This window comes from Bacillota bacterium LX-D, from assembly GCA_031628995.1.
GTDB lineage: Bacteria > Bacillota > DUOV01 > DUOV01 > Zhaonellaceae > JAVLUO01.
This window is the reverse complement of sequence record JAVLUO010000001.1, coordinates 30,345-49,088: the sequence shown is the minus strand read 5'-3', so window position 1 is coordinate 49,088 and position 18,744 is coordinate 30,345. Positions and strand designations below refer to the sequence as shown.

The 18,744-nt window shown below is 50.4% G+C and carries 27 protein-coding genes; 1 reads left to right on the top strand and 26 read right to left on the bottom strand.

Annotated features, from left to right (window positions below; genetic code table 11):
- Window positions 1-161: 161 nt before the first annotated feature.
- The 10 genes from RDV78_00310 to RDV78_00265 all read right to left on the bottom strand — a co-directional run bounded on the left by RDV78_00310 (window position 162) and on the right by RDV78_00265 (window position 6,400).
- Complete coding sequence (locus RDV78_00310) at window positions 162-572, bottom strand: hypothetical protein (GenBank protein ID MDS1028941.1); 411 nt, start codon at window positions 570-572, stop codon at window positions 162-164.
- A 12-nt stretch (window positions 573-584) separates the two neighbouring features.
- On the bottom strand, window positions 585-1,175 hold the full coding sequence (locus RDV78_00305) for a phage tail protein (GenBank protein MDS1028940.1): 591 nt from the start codon (window positions 1,173-1,175) through the stop codon (window positions 585-587).
- Between the two features lie 3 nt (window positions 1,176-1,178).
- The gene (locus RDV78_00300) at window positions 1,179-1,520 is read right to left on the bottom strand and encodes a hypothetical protein (protein MDS1028939.1); all 342 of its coding nucleotides are present in this window, start codon (window positions 1,518-1,520) and stop codon (window positions 1,179-1,181) included.
- Window positions 1,517-1,948, bottom strand: a complete 432-nt coding sequence (locus RDV78_00295; protein MDS1028938.1) for an HK97 gp10 family phage protein — start codon at window positions 1,946-1,948, stop codon at window positions 1,517-1,519. Before RDV78_00295 ends, RDV78_00300 begins: the two co-directional genes overlap by 4 nt.
- Before the next feature lie 105 nt (window positions 1,949-2,053).
- Complete coding sequence (locus tag RDV78_00290; protein ID MDS1028937.1) at window positions 2,054-2,389, bottom strand: head-tail adaptor protein; 336 nt, start codon at window positions 2,387-2,389, stop codon at window positions 2,054-2,056.
- A 2-nt stretch (window positions 2,390-2,391) separates the two neighbouring features.
- A complete protein-coding gene (locus RDV78_00285) occupies window positions 2,392-2,709 on the bottom strand; it encodes a head-tail connector protein (protein ID MDS1028936.1) in 318 nt (105 codons plus the stop codon).
- 19 nt (window positions 2,710-2,728) lie between these two features.
- Window positions 2,729-3,088: a hypothetical protein gene (locus RDV78_00280; protein ID MDS1028935.1), complete on the bottom strand. Its 360-nt coding sequence runs from the start codon at window positions 3,086-3,088 to the stop codon at window positions 2,729-2,731.
- Between the two features lie 12 nt (window positions 3,089-3,100).
- Window positions 3,101-4,309 (bottom strand): phage major capsid protein, encoded by a 1,209-nt coding sequence (locus RDV78_00275; protein ID MDS1028934.1) that lies wholly within the window; start codon window positions 4,307-4,309, stop codon window positions 3,101-3,103.
- Between the two features lie 20 nt (window positions 4,310-4,329).
- Window positions 4,330-5,076 (bottom strand): Clp protease ClpP, encoded by a 747-nt coding sequence (locus RDV78_00270; GenBank protein ID MDS1028933.1) that lies wholly within the window; start codon window positions 5,074-5,076, stop codon window positions 4,330-4,332.
- A gap of 1 nt (window position 5,077) precedes the next feature.
- Window positions 5,078-6,400, bottom strand: coding sequence for a phage portal protein (locus RDV78_00265; GenBank protein MDS1028932.1), 1,323 nt, complete (start codon window positions 6,398-6,400; stop codon window positions 5,078-5,080).
- Between the two features lie 114 nt (window positions 6,401-6,514).
- Between RDV78_00265 and RDV78_00260 the strand changes: the two genes are divergently transcribed.
- On the top strand, window positions 6,515-6,904 hold the full coding sequence (locus RDV78_00260; protein ID MDS1028931.1) for a hypothetical protein: 390 nt from the start codon (window positions 6,515-6,517) through the stop codon (window positions 6,902-6,904).
- Between the two features lie 43 nt (window positions 6,905-6,947).
- Here the strand turns inward: RDV78_00260 and RDV78_00255 are convergent, their stop codons facing one another.
- From RDV78_00255 to RDV78_00180, 16 genes are all read right to left on the bottom strand, one after another.
- Window positions 6,948-8,549, bottom strand: coding sequence for a terminase large subunit (locus RDV78_00255; protein MDS1028930.1), 1,602 nt, complete (start codon window positions 8,547-8,549; stop codon window positions 6,948-6,950).
- A gap of 133 nt (window positions 8,550-8,682) precedes the next feature.
- Window positions 8,683-8,910 (bottom strand): hypothetical protein, encoded by a 228-nt coding sequence (locus tag RDV78_00250; GenBank protein ID MDS1028929.1) that lies wholly within the window; start codon window positions 8,908-8,910, stop codon window positions 8,683-8,685.
- Between the two features lie 12 nt (window positions 8,911-8,922).
- Window positions 8,923-9,102 carry a hypothetical protein gene (locus RDV78_00245; protein MDS1028928.1) on the bottom strand — a complete coding sequence of 60 codons (180 nt, stop codon included), beginning with the start codon at window positions 9,100-9,102 and terminating at the stop codon, window positions 8,923-8,925.
- 122 nt (window positions 9,103-9,224) lie between these two features.
- Complete coding sequence (locus tag RDV78_00240; protein ID MDS1028927.1) at window positions 9,225-9,401, bottom strand: DUF5049 domain-containing protein; 177 nt, start codon at window positions 9,399-9,401, stop codon at window positions 9,225-9,227.
- Window positions 9,391-9,627, bottom strand: coding sequence for a DUF4314 domain-containing protein (locus RDV78_00235; protein MDS1028926.1), 237 nt, complete (start codon window positions 9,625-9,627; stop codon window positions 9,391-9,393). The genes RDV78_00240 and RDV78_00235 overlap by 11 nt, the downstream gene beginning before the upstream one ends.
- Entirely contained in the window at window positions 9,617-10,609 is a 993-nt protein-coding gene (locus RDV78_00230) for a virulence protein (GenBank protein ID MDS1028925.1), read from the bottom strand. The genes RDV78_00235 and RDV78_00230 overlap by 11 nt, the downstream gene beginning before the upstream one ends.
- A gap of 216 nt (window positions 10,610-10,825) precedes the next feature.
- Window positions 10,826-12,058 (bottom strand): site-specific DNA-methyltransferase, encoded by a 1,233-nt coding sequence (locus RDV78_00225; protein MDS1028924.1) that lies wholly within the window; start codon window positions 12,056-12,058, stop codon window positions 10,826-10,828.
- A gap of 1 nt (window position 12,059) precedes the next feature.
- A complete protein-coding gene (locus tag RDV78_00220; protein ID MDS1028923.1) occupies window positions 12,060-12,611 on the bottom strand; it encodes a P27 family phage terminase small subunit in 552 nt (183 codons plus the stop codon).
- A gap of 96 nt (window positions 12,612-12,707) precedes the next feature.
- The gene (locus RDV78_00215; GenBank protein ID MDS1028922.1) at window positions 12,708-13,094 is read right to left on the bottom strand and encodes an HNH endonuclease signature motif containing protein; all 387 of its coding nucleotides are present in this window, start codon (window positions 13,092-13,094) and stop codon (window positions 12,708-12,710) included.
- 116 nt (window positions 13,095-13,210) lie between these two features.
- Window positions 13,211-13,630, bottom strand: a complete 420-nt coding sequence (locus RDV78_00210) for a DUF1492 domain-containing protein (GenBank protein MDS1028921.1) — start codon at window positions 13,628-13,630, stop codon at window positions 13,211-13,213.
- A 1-nt stretch (window position 13,631) separates the two neighbouring features.
- Window positions 13,632-13,850, bottom strand: a complete 219-nt coding sequence (locus RDV78_00205; GenBank protein ID MDS1028920.1) for a hypothetical protein — start codon at window positions 13,848-13,850, stop codon at window positions 13,632-13,634.
- A 74-nt stretch (window positions 13,851-13,924) separates the two neighbouring features.
- Complete coding sequence (locus tag RDV78_00200) at window positions 13,925-15,289, bottom strand: DEAD/DEAH box helicase (protein MDS1028919.1); 1,365 nt, start codon at window positions 15,287-15,289, stop codon at window positions 13,925-13,927.
- On the bottom strand, window positions 15,270-15,551 hold the full coding sequence (locus RDV78_00195) for a VRR-NUC domain-containing protein (protein ID MDS1028918.1): 282 nt from the start codon (window positions 15,549-15,551) through the stop codon (window positions 15,270-15,272). The genes RDV78_00200 and RDV78_00195 overlap by 20 nt, the downstream gene beginning before the upstream one ends.
- 125 nt (window positions 15,552-15,676) lie before the next feature.
- Complete coding sequence (locus RDV78_00190) at window positions 15,677-17,950, bottom strand: phage/plasmid primase, P4 family (GenBank protein MDS1028917.1); 2,274 nt, start codon at window positions 17,948-17,950, stop codon at window positions 15,677-15,679.
- Entirely contained in the window at window positions 17,950-18,273 is a 324-nt protein-coding gene (locus RDV78_00185) for a hypothetical protein (GenBank protein MDS1028916.1), read from the bottom strand. The genes RDV78_00190 and RDV78_00185 overlap by 1 nt, the downstream gene beginning before the upstream one ends.
- On the bottom strand, window positions 18,257-18,694 hold the full coding sequence (locus RDV78_00180) for a DUF4406 domain-containing protein (protein MDS1028915.1): 438 nt from the start codon (window positions 18,692-18,694) through the stop codon (window positions 18,257-18,259). The genes RDV78_00185 and RDV78_00180 overlap by 17 nt, the downstream gene beginning before the upstream one ends.
- Between the last annotated feature and the right edge of the window lie 50 nt (window positions 18,695-18,744).

Here is an 18,744-nt window from a genome sequence, read left to right as displayed (position 1 = left end):
AATCGTCCGGGTTTTCTTTGGCTTCTCAATGCCTATAAACTGCTTGTGGCAGGCCCATAGATCCAGAAACAGGCCGATGGGCATGAGCCAGAAATCCTCCGCGCCCATACCCATCTGCACTGTTCCGTAATAAAAAAGCCGGGTAAAGACCTCTGCGTCTGTTACCCGACTTCCGCGTTTTTTGAGAGATTTTCCTCTTCGCTTTCCACGTTGCGCTTGGTGCCCCGGAACATGGCTTCCGTGATGGCGGTTTTGTATGCCGCCAGATCGAGGGGCGAGGTGAGAAGCTCAACCTCATCTTCCGTCAGAAGTCCCTGCAGGTCGTCCTTGTTTTTAAGGTTGTGAATCAGGATAGACTGGTTGGCAAGAAGGGTTAAAAGCCATACAATCTCATCCAGTGCCATCTCAAAATTTTCGGACTTCATCAGCTTTTCACCGAGGTTTTCAAGCCCGCCGTATCGGCCTGCTATCGCCTTGGTCGCGCGGGTAGTCAGTACCAATTCATACTCTTTGCCGCCAATATTGATGGCAGCGCTTCTTTCGGACAAATCTGTAAAGATGTTGTTATCCATTCTGCGTCCTCCTTACGGTGCTGGTGTGTAGACCGGTTCGTAAACCTCGGTAAACCAGCCGGTGATTGTGGCGGAAGATACTCCGGCGTCGCCTTCGGTGACCTCGGCTTTCCATGGGTGTTTGCCAAATGTGTCCAGCTTGTTCCGGCGCATGACCGTTCCTTCGATAGTAGGCGTGGAGAAAGTGATGGAATCAGCCTTGGTTTGCAGATTAGTTGCAGGCAGGCCGAATTTCACACGGTAAAGCCAGAAATAGCGATATGTGCCGTTAGCTTTCTGCGCACGGAATCCTACTGCTACAGGTGTCCCCACATTTTCGCTTGCTGAGATAAGAACGCCGTTGTCGTCTGTGGTCGCACCGGTCAGATCTGCCGCTGCTGTAGGGCCAATGTCGTCTACGCCGAGGGTGAGAGTACCGCTGTTGAAGTCTTTCACTACCTCAGCTGCACCATCGTCGGCGTATAATATAGCTTCCACCAGCTCCACCGAGAGTTCGGCGGTGATGGCTTTGGCGAGCACTAGAGGCGTGGAATAGGTTTCTTCACCGTTGGAATCCTCGGTGATTTTTGAATAGTACAGTTTGTCAAGACCAATTGTCGCCATATCTTACTCCTCCTTCAATTCACAATGTTTTGCCACATCAATGGCGTAATGGTGGTACCCGGTATCGTCCTCATGGCCGATATACCGGCGGTCGGTAATCGTAAATTCAGCTGCCAGAAGCAGCTCTGTTATCTGCTTTTTCCTTTGGAGATAGTTGCCTTTGGAAAACAGCGAAATCCGCACTTCAGAGATATTAAATAGCGGGGCGTTATCCCCGAACAGGGCAAACTCGTCTGTCAACGGCGTGAGTACGAGGTACTCATCGGGAGGAATGCCGGAGAAAATTCCCGTTTCCACAGGAAGGACAGGAGAAAGCAACGTGTTCAATTCTGTTAAAATGCTCATATTCCATCGACCTCCTCCTGAAGCTTTGCCTTCATGGTTTCAATGCAGGCGCTTTTGCTCTGCGACTTTGCCGGTTTCAAAAAAGGCTTAGGCAGCTGACCGGATCTGCCATATTCGAGGATGTTGGCGATTTTAGCATTAGAGCCGCCGTCACTCCTCGGTTCAGAAAACCCGATCTTCACATCCCAGTTACCGTCCCGATTCTGCATAGCTGGAGAAAGACCGAGGGAACGTTCCAATTCGCCTGTGGAGCGGCTTTTTTCCTTTGTCCCTCTGCCGACCACGGCAGATAGATTGTCTTTCATTTTATCGAGAACGACATTTCCACCTGCCTCCAGCACCTTGGGGATAATCGTATCTGTTTTCTCGGCAAGCTGTGAAACCTTAAGCATAAAATCCTCGGGCATCTTAATTTCTGCTTTTGCCATTTCGTCCTCACAAACTCCTTTCCGCTCCGCCCGCCTAAAGTTGGGCATCCGCTACAATTCGTTGCTCGTCCTCTTCCCACAAAGCAAATCGGCTTTGCGGGAGCCCTAATATTCCGTTCCTTCCTGTTTTTCCGCAAGAACCTCAATGTACATTCCGCGTCCTCGAACATCTTCGACGCTGACAATTCGGTAACGCTCGTCGCCACAAACGATAAACAACGAGGTAGTGATTGCTACATTGGGTATCTTCCGGAAGCGGAAAAGGGCCGTCGCTTGGCTAAATACTGCCATATTTGCCCATCGTTCGTTTCCGTGGCGATCTTCTTTATATGCGCGGATGGAAGCAACAATATGGTCGCCCTTGGTAACAAATCCGTCCGCATCCTTAACCGGGGCGTTGGAGACGATATCGATGAAGGTATTCATTTTACCATAGCTCATTGTCACACCTTCCAATCCCGGTCGAGCCGAAGAAGCAGATTGACAGTATCCCATACCTGCTGGCCTGCCTGCACGTTATCCGCAAAAAAGCCGCCTGTGCTGCCGTCCCGGCTTTCGTAAAAGAAGGACGACAGTATGATGACGGCTTGCTCTGTGGTAGGCGGCATGGGAGTATCCTCATAATAGCCCTTGAAAAAATGCTGGTAGCTTTCGGCATAGGAGACAGCAGCGGCAATATAGCTCAGCAGCAGGCTGTCGTCCTCGTCGTGTGACAAAATGAGGTGTGCTTTGACTTTGGGGAGAAGGTTATTTGCCGTCACGCCATCCGCCTCCCTTCGGTCATTCTTCGTCTGGGGCCATCAGACCCGCCGCTTTCAGATTGGAGAGAAGAGCATTGAAGTCAGCGACCAGACCAGTGGCATCAGTGGCAGTACTGTCCGCCTGATTTGCAGCTACAGGTATCTCAGGCACGATCGGATATGTTGGTACATAAAGGATTGCGTCTTCACCAATTTTGACGGGCACAGTGTCGGTTTCCTCCTTTGCAGCAGCTTTCACACCACCGAGAGCGGTTACTGAAGCGGGTGCGGCAGTGGAGGTAAGCCCCGTCACCGAGGCTCCCTCCCTGATTTCAAGCGTTCCGCCGATGACGGTTTTCTCGCCGCCCTGTTCTGTGTAGTTTTTTGTGTTATAACTCATATTGCACCTCCATTATGCCTTCTGCTGGAGTACCTTGATAGCCTCCGGCAGAATGAGCTTGCCGTCAACACGCTGGGTGGCGACAAAGCCAACCTGGCCTGTGGCTGCATAGAGTTCATTGAGTCTCTTAAACACACGCCCCTGGCGGTCGGCTACCCAGTAATAGCTGAAATCTCCGAACACGATAGTCTTAGCGGTCGCAGCAATAGCGGGCACATATGCTGAGGTATACAGCGGACGGTTCAAAATGGTGTCAGGGGTACCAGCCTGCAGTGAGGGCTGCCAGAGATACTGGCCGTTACCATCCTTCAACTTGCGAATCGCCTTTACGGTAGAGTCGTTCATTACGAAAACAGCCTTGTTTCTATAAGGCGCTTTCAGCGAATAGAACAGGTCGAGCACCTCGTCGATGGTGATAGCGGTAGCGCCCGCCGTGGTTACGCCGATCTGTGCACCGCCGGAAGCAGCGAGAATGCCGGTCGGTTTACCGGAGCCGTCGCCTGTAAAAAAGGCTTCCTCTTCCTTATTGCCAATACGCCTTGCGAACTCTCTTGAAATATATGCTTCAAGCGGAAACACACTGTCGTTCAGCAGCTCTTCGGAAACCTTGATCATCGTTCCCAGCTTGTACGCACCGATGGAAACCTGACCGAAGCTGTCATCGCTTTCGGGGATTGCGCCCTCCTCATCAATCCAGGAAGCGGTGCCCTTGGAAGCAACAACAGGAATCTTGCGATCCCCGGAAGAAGTGGTGATGACGTTAGCCAGTCTGCGGAAGAGGTTCTCCTCATCAAGAGCTTCCACAAGGGTACGTTCGAACTCGTCTGGGACAAGGTATCCGCCTTCAGTATCGGTGCCGATCTGCAGAGCGTTTTTCACGATAGGGTCAAGACCCTCACCGGCGCGGGTACGCATGGCGTTCCAGAACGCTTTCCTGTACTCGTCGGAGGCTCTGCCGGTCCTAGTATCCATACCGGGAACAGCAGGCTTGCCTGTGAGGGGTGTGTTCAGCGGCTTTGAAAGCTCGCGGTCAAGAGCTTCCTGCTTTTCCAGACGGTCGATTTCCTTTCCGAGAGCGACCACGTCGGCTTCCATTTTTTCGTAGGTAGCGGTGTCTTCAGGGGAAACCAGGCCGTCAGTACCGCGCTTGGTATCGAGGAAAGCCTTAGCGGCTTCCCATGCCTTGGCGCGCTTTTCGCGCAGTTCAAGAATTTTGTTCATTGATGTTACCTCCATTAAATTTAGTGTGAAATTAAAGAGAGCCGCTTTTCAAGCCAATCCGCAGGAGTGGCTTTAGCGACATCAACGGATGTGCCTTTGCTCTGTTTGGGTATCTTGGGTTTGACCTTGTTAAGCAGCGAGTTTGTTACTGCTCTGCGGCTGAAAGCATAGGTAATGTCGTCCGGTTGAATCCGCTTTTTCTCATCCTCCAGAATGCCGTCCGCAAAACCCAGTTCAATCGCTTTGTTGGCGTTAAGCCAAGTTTCAGCGTCCATAAGGTGAGACAGCTTCGCACGGGACTGTCCGGTCTTGATTTCATAGGCATTGATGATGCTTTCCTTGACCTCGTCCAGCATGGAGATAGCTTTCTGCATTTCCTCGCTGTCGCCGATTGCGATGGTAAGCGGGTTATGCACCATCATGAGCGCCGTGGGAGCCATCAATACCTCGGTTCCTGCCATTGCGATAACGCTTGCTGCCGAAGCCGCAATGCCGTCAATTTTTACGGTAACCTTGCCCTTGTAATCCATGAGCATGGCATAGATTTGACTCGCTGCGATACAGTCGCCGCCGGGAGAGTTGATCCAAATAACAATGTCACCCTCACCGGCATTCAAATCAGCTTTGAATGCTTTCGGGGTGATATCGTCGTCAAACCAGCTTTCCTCGGCAATTGTGCCGTCAAGGTAAAGCGTTCGGACACCGGAATCTTCATCCCTTGCCCAGTTCCAGAATTTGCGGGTAGCACCCGCTGGCAAATCGCGCATATTACTTTGTGCGGATTGTGGCATTTCTGCCCGCGTTGTTTGTTTCATCAGAACCTTCCTCCGTTTCTGTTTTATTGGGTGCAGGCTCAGCCTGCTTTGCAAATGCACCCGCGTCCTGTAATTTGGTCATCGCGCCGTTGATGAGGTAGAGATCGCCGCCGAGCTCCGCCGGAATGCGGTCTAGGTTTTCAAGTTCACGGATATCGTTTGCACTCATCCATCCGTTTTGCCTTGCCGTGGCGTAACCGTTCATACGGCTTGCGTAATCGCCGCGTAAAAGTCCGTCCACGTTGAACTTGATAAACACCGTCGGCTTCTCACTGTCGGAAAGAAGAGCACGGCACATGGATTGCTCCCATCGAACCACCCAAGGGTCGAGCGTGTACTTTACAAATTCAAGACTCTGCTGCTCGATGTTGCTGAAGGACGATTTCTCAAGGTCGGCAAGCATATGCGGTGGTACCCTGAAAATCCGGGCGATTTCATTGATTTGAAACTTCCGTGTTTCCAGAAACTGCGCCTGTTCCGGTGAAATCCCGATAGGCTGATACTTCATACCTTCCTCAAGAACGGCTACCCTGTGAGAGTTGGCTGAGCCTTGGTATGCGGCATTCCATGATTCCTTGACCTTCTGCGGGTCTTTAATGGTTCCGGGATGTTCAAGTACACCACCCGGTGCTGCACCATTAGCAAAGAACTTAGCTCCGTATTCCTCGGTAGCAATTGCGAGTCCCACTGCGTTCTTTGCCATAGCAATGGGAGAGTAGCCAACAAGCCCGTCAAAGCCCAAGCCCGGAATGTGCAGGACATCGGCGGGAGCAAGGTAGACCTGATTGTCCTTGCCGAGTGAGGGGACATCCTCCGAGCTTCGTTGATATAAATAGAAAAGCCGGCCGTTTGCATCACGGTCGACTGTCATCTTGTTTGGCATCAGCGGATAGAGAGCAATAACCTCGCCTTTGGCGTTGCGTATAATCTGCGCATAGGCATTGCCCCATAATAAAAGATGACTCATCAGTGTTTCGCGGAATGCGAATGAAGTCATCTCCGGGTTCGGCTCGTCGTGGAGCAGTTTATATAACGGGTGCTTCAGGTATTTTTCTTTACCGCCGCTGTCGTTGTATTTATACACATGGAGCGGCAGCCCCGCCAGCGTTTCTGACAGTATCCTTACGCAGGAATAGACTGCCGTCATCTGCATGGCAGTATGTTCGTTGACCGGCTTTCCCGAGCTCGTACTGCCGAAAAAGAAGTTATACCGACTGCCGCTCAGGGTGTCTTTAGGCTTATCTCGGGGTTTAAATATTCCTGATAAAATGCTCATTTATAATCCTCCTTACAAAGATTATTAGAACCCACATTTTTTTGTACATACACTATTGACAACGCTGTATAACCGCTGTATAATTGAACCATCAAATAAATGGAGGTATTAAGCATGAAGACCCAAGATATCATTAACGCTGTCAATCAGGATTTCGCAAAAACGTATAAAAACGCTGCTCCTTTTGTTGGTTCGGGTGCCCTGTGGGATTTTTGCATGAACACCATTGGAGATCCAATTACCATGAGTTGCATTGCATTTGCCAACGACATGGGGGTCCCCCCTGTCAAGGCTCTTATCAACATTTACTCTCGTAAAAACCATCCGACTGATACATTTACTTTTACCGGACAGGAAAGCCAATTTATGGGTTCGCTCATGGGGTTTGTATTCAAGTATGTGTTAGGATATCGGCAACAAAAGGAGCGTTGTTCTGTAAACGAATGGGGTGTAAGAACTGCCACTCGTTTTCTTGACGGTCCTGTCGTTGATTTTGAAGTATGATTAAACAACAACGCACCTGCTATGTACATGGTTGGTGCGTTGTTTAAATAAATAACAGTCCGCGTGTGTCATACACGCTTTCGCTAGTAACATTGCCGCACCGTATTGCCCGGTCCAGCGCCATAATGGTGGCGACCGCGCCGTCAATTTTTTCGGTGGATTTCTCTTTGTCCGCTTTGATGTTGCCTGCCGGGTCGGTGCGGATATAGATGTTATCCATCATCCAGCGCAGAACCGGGTGACCGCCATGGGCAAGTTTCTGCTCTAAGGTTAGCTTCATGAGTTCCTTTGTCGGCGGACTCATATCCTTGAATCCCTGACCGAACGGAACAACTGTGAAACCCATGCTCTCAAGGTTCTGTACCATCTGCACAGCACCCCAGCGGTCGAAGGCAATCTCACGGATGTTGTATTTTTCTCCAAGCTGCTCAATGAACTTTTCAATGTATCCGTAATGGACGACATTGCCTTCGGTGGTTTGCAAATGGCCTTGTTTTTTCCACACGTCATAATTCACATGGTCTCTGCGCACACGCAAATCGATGTTGTCTTCCGGTATCCAGAAGAACGGAAGCACGGAATATTTGTCATTCTCGTCCATAGGCGGGAAAACCAGCACAAAAGCAGTAATATCGGTGGAAGAAGATAGGTCAAGGCCACCGTAGCAAACCCGGCCGCGTAAGGCTTCCGGGTCAACCGTAAAAGCGCAGGCATCCCACTTGTCCATAGGCATCCAACGTACAGCCTGTTTGACCCACTGGTTCAAGCGGAGCTGTCGAAAGCTGTTCTCCTCGGCGGGATTCTGCCTTGCTGATTCAAAAGCCGCTTTGACCTTGTCCATGCTAACCGTAATGCCGAGAGAAGGGTTTGCCTTTTTCCATACCTTAGGGTCCGCCCAATCATCCTCTGGCGCTGCGCCATAGATGACCGGGTAGAAAGTCGGGTCATGTTTCCTGCCGTCTATGATATCCAGCGCCTTCTGGTGAACCTCCCAGCAGATGCTGTTCTGGTTATCTCCGGCGGTGGTGATTAAAAAATACAGCGGCTGCATTCTCGCATCACCGCTGCCCTTGGTCATAACATCAAATAGTTTTCGGTTCGGCTGGGTATGCAGCTCATCAAAAACGACGCCGTGGGTATTAAAACCATGCTTGTTTCCAACATCGGCGGACAGTACCTGATAGATACTCCCGGTTGGCTGATAGATGAGCCGCTTCGTTGCATCAAGTATTTTGACGCGTTTGGAAAGTGCCGGACACATTCGCACCATATCTGCCGCCACATTGAACACGATGGAGGCCTGATTTCGGTCTGCGGCACATCCGTAGACCTCGGCGCGTTCCTCTCCGTCGCCACAAGTGAGCAGGAGTGCCACAGCGGCGGCAAGCTCTGATTTACCCATCTTCTTCGGAATTTCCACATAGGCGGTGTTGAATTGTCGGTAGCCATTGGGCTTGAGTGTTCCAAAGATGTCACGAATAATCTGTTCCTGCCAGTCGATAAGCTCAAAAGGTTTACCGGCCCAAGTGCCTTTGGTATGTGATAGAGCTTCGATAAAAGCCACAGCAAAATCGGCGGCGGCTTTGTTATAAATCGAATCTGTAGATTTAAATCGTGTCGGTTTGTATTTCTTAAGCTTCCGTATGCTGCCCACCTCCTTCGGAGCATAAAAATAGACCTGCCAAATGCAACGTTTGCAAGTGCAAGCCTTCAAGATTTATCTGTACGAGACACAGCCCCATACAGGGCTGAACCTCGGCTATTTTATTGGAGCGAGTTTAGTGGTTTTCGCTGTGAAGGAGAAGCTCAAGGGCAAGCTGTATATCAGGGTCGGTTGGCTTGATGTCCCAGCCTCTATCGTAGTTGCAAACAACCTCGCCGTTACGCTTGAGCGTCAACTTGCTGATTCTGCCGCCTTCAATGCCAAATTCTGAACCCTCGTCGTATTGCTTCATCCAGTAATGAAAAACGTTGTCGTGAATTTTCAGGCTTCCTTCTTTCCACATGGCTATGTTCTCCTAAAATCTCTTGATGCTGGCGTTGCCGTCGGCGTCAAAGCTCACATTGTAGCGGATTTCATAGCCGTCAGCATTCTTGGTAATCACCCGGATGCCGCCCTCAAAAGCGGTGTACATTCTGACGATTTTCTCGCCCTGCGGCAGTTGGCTTTCAATTTGCTTAATTTGTTTTTCGTTCATGGTGGTGTGCTCCTTTCGTTTTTGTATGTGTATATTCGCTCTAAAAGCACACAATAGCAAGATAATTCAGAGAAATATACCAGCATAAAAGCAACAAATATCCGAGCTGAAAAATGTGTATATTATGCTTCGCCAGTTAGGATGAACTGGGCATATTCCTTGCGGTTTTCTTCGAGGTACACAACAAGCTCGTAGAAACCCATGTCGTTAGCGATGCGCTGAACTGTGCTGACATCATACATATTCGTCAGCATTGTGTCGCGGATAGCCAGAATCTGCTTACGCACTTTATCTGTCATTGTCACACCTCCGGCAAATGTCCTCACCATAAACTACTTGAAGCGTACTGCCGTTGTCCCACGCAACACCCAGGCTGCCGATGTCATCGACATACCGCACGGTGCCTTTTGTGCCGATTGGCGGTGCTTGAGGGTCGTCCATGCGGAGGAGTTCCACACGACAACCAACCGGGTACTGTTTGCGGATACGCTCAACGGTTTCTCTTAATGGAAAATTATTGCTCATCGTCGTTACCTCCCAAAATGGCTTTGATTTCGGCGCGTACAGCAGGGTCGGATTTGGCTTTGTCGAGGTCTTCCTGCGAGAAGCCTTTCTTCTGACCGCTCTTGAAAGCAGCACTGCCAGTAAGGTTGCGGAGCAGGAGCTTTCGTTCGGCTTTGTACTCGTCGCCGATGAATCCAAGCCGTAGGAGAAAGCAGCGAAAAGCATATTTGTCGTTATCGATATTCTTTTCTTTTGCGGAGACACGCTTTTGCATCCTTGCTACCTCGCAGAGGGCAGTCACAAAATGCGAATATGCCTTGACTGCATCAGGGTCGGTGCCGTCCTCAAACCATGGGAATCTAACCTTGTCATCTGTTATTTCAAGTTCAAGTATTTTCACACCGAGCGCCTTTTTGATGAGGCTGCCTTTACTTTTGATCAACCGCTTAAGGTTTTCCAGAGCGGTGTCGGTGAAGGAGGAGCGCGGCATTTCAATTACCAGACCGATGTTGTCATAGGGTTCGGGGACATCACTTGCTTGCATACCATTTTCTCCCTGAAAGTTTTCATGTCGGGTACGTCCAAGTCCCAGTTCTTCACGACCGTCCATCCTCAGGTCCTCAAAGGCAATCACTTCATCCAGTTGTCTTTGCATAGTTTCGGTAATGGTTGCGTTTGGATTGACATACCGTCCAGGGTGGTGTTGGTCGATATCCGGAAACTCATCAATCGTACCCATGCCGCCAAGTCCGCTCTCGTAGGTGTCGGGTTCATCGTAGTGACGGTTTTCGCCGTCTGCATCAAAGCCATGTTGGTGGAGTGCGTCTTCAAGTTCGAGGTTATCGGGACCCGTAAGCACTCCAGTCTTGTCAATGTGGTACTCTCCGACCTCGTAGGCGAAGGTAGGAGCACCGAGGTAGTTAGTCGGAGCACCGAGTGCTGTACTGATTGCTCCAACCAGTGATTTGCGTTCGCTGCCAGTTACATTAAAAGTGAGTTTCATTTTTCAAACCGCCTTTCTTTGATCCGAATTTATTCGGTTTCGGTACATACATTAATCACTCTGAACCGCTTATATAGCAACGGTTTTATGCGATTTCTGCAGAGAATACTGTACCGATTATTTGGCGGTTTCTTGTGTAGATAACACAATACCGGATAGACATAACATGCATATGTCAGGATATCCTTGCCGTCGAAAAATAATCTGAGCAGATGTTTACTCATCAACAGCTATATCCGCATATTTCATCGTGACACCATTACGAACAACGGAAACGGCATTGGCGCTACCAACCTGTTCAATATACCGTTTTACAATGACGTCGCAGTATTTCTCATCAAGTTCTATAGTGAAGCAAATCCTGTCGGACTGTTCACAGGCGATGAGGGTGGATCCGCTACCGCCGAAGGGGTCGAGCACGATGCAGTTTGTGAGGCTGCTGTTCAAAATAGGATAGGCCACAAGTGCAACCGGCTTCATGGTAGGGTGATCGGCGTTTTTCTTTGGTTTATCGAACTCCCAGATAGTGGTCTGCTTACGGTCGGCGTACCAGTTGTGCTTGCCTTTTTTCTTCCAGCCGAACAGCACAGGTTCGTGCTGCCACTGATAAGGAGAGCGTCCCAGTACCAAAGACGGCTTTTTCCAGATACAGCACCCGGAAAGTAAAAAGCCTGCATCCGAGAATGCCTTACGGAAATTCAAACCTTCGGTGTCAGCATGGAATACATAAATAGAAGCGTCCTGTGCCATTACCGCCTCGGTGTTCGTAAATGCCGCCAGCAGAAAGTCGTAGAACGCTTCGTCACACATATTATCGTTTTTGATCTTACCGGCCGTACCTTCGTAGTTTACGTTATACGGTGGGTCAGTTACCACGAGGTTTGCAAGCTTTCCATCCATCAGGTTGGTGAAGGTTTCAGCCTTGGTTGAATCGCCGCAGACCAGCCGATGTCGACCGAGCAGCCACACGTCGCCAAGTTTTGTAATGGCTGGCTTTTTCAGTTCCGCATCCACATCAAAGTCATCGTCTTTAATGCCGTCCTTGAGTGAATCCTTGAAAAGGTCATCGATTTCAACGGGATCAAAACCCGTGAGCGATACATCAAAATCTGCACCCTGTAAATCTGCAATAAGTAAAGCCAGCTTGCCTTTATCCCAATCACCGCTGATTTTATTAAGTGCAATATTGAGCGCTTTTTCCTTTTCTGCATCCATCTCGACCACCACACACTCGACTTCGGTAACACCCATGTCGAGTAGCACCTTCAGCCTCTGGTGTCCACCAACGACATGGGACGTGGTCTTGTTCCATATAACGGGTTCAACATAGCCGAATTCCTCAAGCGAGCGTTTCAACTTTTCATATTCCGCGTCGCCGGGCTTTAAGTCTTTACGTGGATTATAGTCAGCGGGGATGAGCCGCGCAGTTTGTATCTTTTCAATCAGCATATTATTTCCCTTTCCGGGCGGTTAAGAGCCGCTCCATAACATCATCCTGTGGGTTAGCGCTTTTGTAGTCGCCGGTGCAGTTTTCCTTGACAATCTGAAAAATCTCCAACCACAGGAGATTTGTTTGCTTTTCATAACTGTGACCTATTGCCACATATGGGCTTTGAATGGCGTTTCCCGTAGTAGGGTGCTTTGCCAAAAAGCCATATTCAGTGATTGCTTCCTCACACTGAATCCAACGAGCCACGCTCATGGCGTAGCGTTCCAGAAGTTGAGGAGAAACGAGAGCGGCACACCCGCGTTCATCCAGCCACTTCCATGTGTTTCTGTAGATTTCTCCTGCAACAAGTGTCTTACCGTCTTTTTGTATAGCTTCAAGCATTTTATTTGGTTCCGGCATCTCCATCCCCTGAAGGTTTGCAGTATCAGAAAACTCCATGATGGTCAGTTTCCTGCCCCCGGGATTACCTTCGGCTATTTTGTCGGCTAATGGCTTCTTTTTTGCGCCCGCGCCGATACGAGCACCGCCACGATTAGTACCGTCTTTTGCCAAAAATATCACCTCACTTAGCAGGGGTGGGGCTATTCCCCCGTTTGAAACTGCGTTTTTCAACACGAAGCCCCACGCCGCTGTCCGCTTAAAAAAGTTTTAGAGATTTGACCGCCCCCACCGGTCACCGCTCTCGGCTGTAATTCGAGAGTGGCATGATTTACAAAGAGCTATTAGGTTGCTCTTTTCGTTGCCGCCGCCTTTGGAGAGCGGGAGGATGTGGTGAACTTCCTCGGCAGGCGTCAGCTTGCCTTGCTTCTGACACTCCTCGCAGAGAGGGTGCGCCTTGATGAAGCGGTCACGGATGCGCTTCCAGCTTCTGCCGTACCGTTTATTGGTCTTGGGGTCACGCTCATACTGGTTGTACTGTTTGTCCATGACCTTCTGATGCTCGGCACAGTATTGCTCGTTCCCTCCGCAGAGATTGCGTACAGCGAGCCGACCGCAGCCGGGATAGGCACAAGGACGTTTTGGTTTGTATGGCATTGTTTCATCTCCTTACGGGCATAAGAAAAGCCCTGTGGGATTGCTCCCACAAGGCTCTCTGCATTTTACTTCTACATTATAATGCTATCATAAGGAACAGGTATCATGTGGTATCATCAGGTATCACGATGGAGAATTGCATCGCAAGTGTCTAATGCGCCAGTGTGTAATTTGTATAGATGGTGGATGCTGTAGTTCATATCGACAGCAATCTGCTCCCAACTCATGTAGCAAAGGTAGCGCTTTTCAAGAAGGGTCTGATACTCCGTGTTATCAACAGATTTCACCAGTGCAACAATGTCCCGCTTAAGGTCAACAAGACGGTCTATGTCACGGTTGATTTCCGCTTGTAAGTCAACAATCTTTGCAACAGCGTCTGCCATCGTGGAAGTAGCACGGTTCGGATTACGTGGCATGCCTGTAAGAGTTGAGGTTGCTTTTGTAGCCAGCTCGTTCAGCGATTGCACCTGCTCCAGTTTAGAGTTTATGCGCTGATCAAGGCGATAGGCTTGGGAGAGATATTCTCTTGCCCTCATATTACGCCACCTCCTTACGGAGCCTGTTCATAAGCATTTCAGGGTCAATACTTGTCAGAAGTCCAAACCAGCCCGAACAGAAGAACCGCTCAATTTCATCTTTGCTGATGAACGCATCCTTATCATGTGGACTGTATCGAAGAGTGCCAAGAGCCTCCCGATAATCCTCAACGGCCCTCAAGATGATAGCGTTTGCCAAGTTTTCATAGGGTGTATTCATAATCTGTACCTCCGAATTTTTTATTTCTCTCGGATTGGCACGGATTGTCTCGGGGACAAAGTCCCTCGTTGTCATCAGATTTTCAAATCGGCCTTTACGGCATTAATCAGGGCTGTCTGAGTGCGATCCTTTGCGGAAAGCGCCTTCAGTATCCGACTGTCTATGGTACCCTTTGTGATGATATGCTGCACTACAACAGTATCTGCAGTTTGGCCCTGCCTCCATAGGCGGGCGTTGGTCTGTTGGTAAAGCTCAAGAGACCAGGTCAGCCCGAACCATATGATGGTGGAACCGCCGCTCTGCAGGTTGAGTCCGTGTCCGGCAGAGGCGGGATGTACCAGCGCCACAGGAAGTCCACCGGCGTTCCATCTGCGGATGTTCTCCGGGGTATCAAGTTGGGAAAAAGGAATATGGAGTTTGCGCAGTCGCTCGGAAATTCTGGCAAGATCGTGCTTGAACCAATAAGCTACAAGCACTGGCTTGCCGTTCGCTGCCTCAATTAAATCCTCCAGCGCGTCCAGCTTGCGGTCGTGAATATGTACTATTCCGCCAACATCGTCATAGACAGCGCCGTTGGACATCTGCGAGAGCTTATTTGACAGGGCGGCAGCATTGGCTACGGTAATATCGCCGTCCGGGAGCTGCAGTACGAGATCGTCCTTCAAATTGTCGTAGTGTTCCTGTTCTTCCTCGGAAAGCCGCACCTCATATTCGCTGCTGACGAGCTCCGGCATCTGCAGATGGTCGGTGGACTTCATGCTGATGGTGATATCCGCGATTTTGCTGTAGATTGCTTTTTCCACATCGGGCAGCGGCTTATAGGAGTAGATGATCTGGCCGTTCCGCTTATCCGGCATGAAGTAGTTGGTGCGGTATTGTCCAATAAAGCGACCGAGGCGCTGGCCCATGTCCAGAAGCCTGTACTCAGCCCACAAATCCATGAGGCCGTTCGCAGATGGGGTGCCGGTCAGTCCTACAATGCGGCGGATGCGCGGACGGACTTTCATCAATGCCCGGAAGCGTTTTGCCTGATAGCTTTTAAAGGAAGACAGCTCGTCGACCACCACAGTATCGAAGTCAAAGGGTATGCCGCTGTCCTCGATGAGCCACTGTACGTTTTCCCGGTTGATAATGCAGATGTCCGTCTGTTGTAGGAGCGCCGCTTTGCGTTCAGCTTCGGTTCCAACCGCTATGGAATAGGTCAACAGAGACAGGTGGTCCCATTTCTGAATTTCGGAGGGCCAGGTATCGCGGGCTACACGCAGAGGCGCGATAACCAGAACACGATGAGCCACGAAGCTGTCAAATAACAAGTTGTTAAGCGCTGTCAGCGTGATGCTCGTTTTGCCAAGGCCCATATCCAGCAGGACTGCCGCGATGGGGTGCGTCTCGATGTAATTGATGGCATAAGTCTGGTAGTTATGTGGCTCGTATTTCATCAAGAATCCCTCCAATCTGTCCGGCGTCGTCGAGCACATAAACCTTAAATCCAAGTTTTCGCAGCATCCGGTGTCTGGCTTCCTGCAAAGGGCGCGGCGCCTTTCCTGGAGACTTGACTTCCACGAAGGCCATGTAGCCACCCGGTAGAAGTACGATGCGATCCGGCATGCCGCTCATGCCCGGCGAAACGAACTTCAGAGCCAGACCGCCCGCTTGCTTTACCATCAGGGTGAATTTTTGCTCGATTTCTTTTTCTCTCATGGTCGTTTTCTCCTTACAAGTGACCTCGGCGTATGTCATTTACTGAACTTTTTCTTATGGAGTTTTTTATACGCCTAAGAAAATTTTTGTAATAGACCTTCGTCGAGGTCACTTGATTATTTCTTTTACTGTAGAAAGCTCTCAAAATCTCCGTTATCAATTTTAAGCCGAAGCCCGGTAAACAGACGTCTACCATCACGGACAATCCGCTCAAAGCCAGCTTTTTCAAGTGCAAAGTAAAAATCTGCGGTACTGCGGACGTATTCGTTTGTGTCAATGCTGTAATTTCGATACGCCTGATACAAGGCACCGGAGCTTTCACGGAAACTGGCATCAAGCTCACATTTGTCGTCGAGAAAATGGCCAAACCAGTCGTTCTGCGCCCGGTATTCATCAATTGCTTTCTGCACGCATGTCGGAACGGGAATATTGTAGTCCAACGCGATAACCTTCTGGGCACCCTCGATGATCCACGCCAGAATGCTCTCTCCGGCGTTGTTGTAGAGGTGCTCGCCATAGTTCTTGATATCCTCGGAGCCTTCAATTTTGGCATTGAACGGAATCACGATCAACCTGCGCCAGATACCGTCGTCAGAAGCGCTGACCTTCGGCAGGTGATTGGTGTAGAGGACCAGCGTATGGCAGGGCGTGAAGCTGAACGGGTCCTTGTACTTTTTCTCTGCGAAAACATCATCGGTAGAGCACAGCTGCTTGACGGTGGAATCGTTGAGCCGAGCGCCTTCCTGCATCTCAGCTGCGATTAACAGTCGCTTGCCCTTGACCTCGGCCAGTTCTGGCTTGATGTTGCGGCGACAGCCAACCGTCAAAGTGTCAGCCGAGATGTTGCCGCTGTACAGGCCCAGCACACGGGAGACAGAATTCCAGAAAGTAGACTTGCCGTTGCGCCCGGAGCCATAGGCGATGATCAGTGCCTCCACATAGACCTTGCCGATGGCGGCAAGGCCGCAAATCATCTGAACATAATTGATAAGCTCCTGATCTTTGCAGAATATGAGGTCAAGGCTGTCATGCCAAAGCTGTTCGCCTTTATTGCTGGGAGAGACGGAAGTGATTTTGGTGATGTAGTCAGCTGGCGAATGTTCCCGTGCACCTGCTACACCTTTACGGAGATCATAAGTAGCTTCCGGTGTGCAGAGAAGAAAACAGTCTGCGTCCAGATCACGCGGGGAGATCTCCAGCATCGGGCGTGCTTCTTTCAGCGTTGCGGTGATGTTTTTGGAGTCGCGGCGGCGAATTGCGAAGGACTGATAGGCTTTAGCCGCGAGAAATTCGGCATAGGCTTCGGACTGTGTGTCATTGAACAAGGATTCTGCTTTCGCCTTTGATGTCGTATCGAGAATGCTCTGTGCGCCGCATTCAGTCAGCTTCTTGGCGGCGGCCAGCAGGTCTTTCGTCGCTTCTTCGAGTTGGCGGCGGGTAAGCTCATGGGCGACCGCCTGCGCACCGGGCTCGGTTTCTTTCCAGTAATGCTCCGTGTAACGGATGAAGTGCGTCGCCGGGGAATAGCGCAGCTCGCCAGAGAAGTGTTTCGCCAGCACTTCGGCTTGCCCGACGTCGGAGAAATCTTCGGGTTTATACGAGGTATCGTCGTTATAGACCTCCGGTGGAACATAACCGTCCTGCTGCTGTACTCTGGCGTAAAATCGCTGGGCACTGTGCCAGATGGTTGAAAGCTCAGAGTCCTCCAAAGGCGGTGTGCATTTTGCAGCTTCATCAAGGAAGCATTGGTAGGCTTCCGCACTGTCCCCGTATTTCTTGATGACCCGACCGGCAAAGCGTGACATGGTGGCATTACGGCTGCCTTCCGGGATTATCAGACTGGCTCCATAGCCACCAGCCATATCCGCGTCAAAGTCGTCGTTCTCCAGAAACTCGGTCAGATTCATGCTGCCGGGAAAGAGCTCAACCTCGACATTAGTGGTGCCGAAGAAGAAACGTGCTGCATCCAGCGCCTTGTTATCGAAGTACGGAAAGATGGAGTTGGCCAGCTTCTTCATGTCGCTGTAAGCGACTGCGTCGGTCATATGTGTGATTGGGAAAAGAATATGGAACTTTGGACGAGCGGGCTTTCCATTTTTCTCGCGCATGTTGTAGCGGCTGTAATGGACTGCAAAGCAGACATCTGGGAAAGCGGCGGCAACGTCAGTCGGCAGGACCCAATCGGCAGGGTCCTCTGAGTGGTCGTTGTCACAGTCGACCGGAAGACAGTCCGCGCCGAGAAAGTTGTCGCCGCTTCGGTAGCTGTTTTTGTACTCAGCACAGACGTAGTCGTGGCAAACTGCCGCCCGCAGACTGTCCTCACCCGTAACCTCAGTTTTATTGGGATAGGAGCAGTTGCCGGGGTTGCCGATGATATCGGCACTATACAGGGTGAACATCAGTCATGTACCTCCTTCGCGCCATCCTCCAGAACCTTGGTGATGAATTTGAGCGCAGTGATGATCGTTTCGAGCTCACAGTCGCCACCGAGGATAACTTCGAAACCTTCATCGCCATAACGGCCAAGTGGGCGTACCTGAATATCTGTGCCGCCTTCATTCTCAATACGGAAATAGGTGCGGCTGCCATGTCCCGTATCGCCACCCTGATAGCCGTTCGTACCGGCTTCGACTTCAAGAACATTGGCGCTTACGATTTCACGTTTATAAGTAGGAACTTCTATGCCGCCGATGCGGCGTATACCTTCAGTGATTGCAAACATCTTGTACCTCCTCCAAATCTTCTGTGAAGTAACGCAGGCGGTAGTTTTTCCACCTGGCCCTTTTGATCTCTACCTGCATACCAGGAGAGATAACGCTGCCGAACACCCACACTTCGGAGCATTTGCTCATAAGGGCATTTCCAAAGAATAATCCCAGTTCCCGCTCCTGCGGGTCGGTGTCGTCCATAAACTGCGGAAAAAGCAGATGTGGTGCGACCGGTATGAATCCCTTGTCCACTGCGAAACGGCAATAATCCCGCGCGGCTTTTACATTTTTTTCGATGTCTCCCGCATAGGGAGAACAGATATATACAATTGGCCGGAAAGCGCGGAGCGCGCGTTCCTCTTTCTCGATTAGCAACAAGGCTTCGTAGGCGGTTGGGTCAGGATAACCTTCGCTATTACGTTTATCTATACACATTGTGAACCTCCTTTCTCGACGGGCTGTCATCGCCCATCTCTACTAACCAC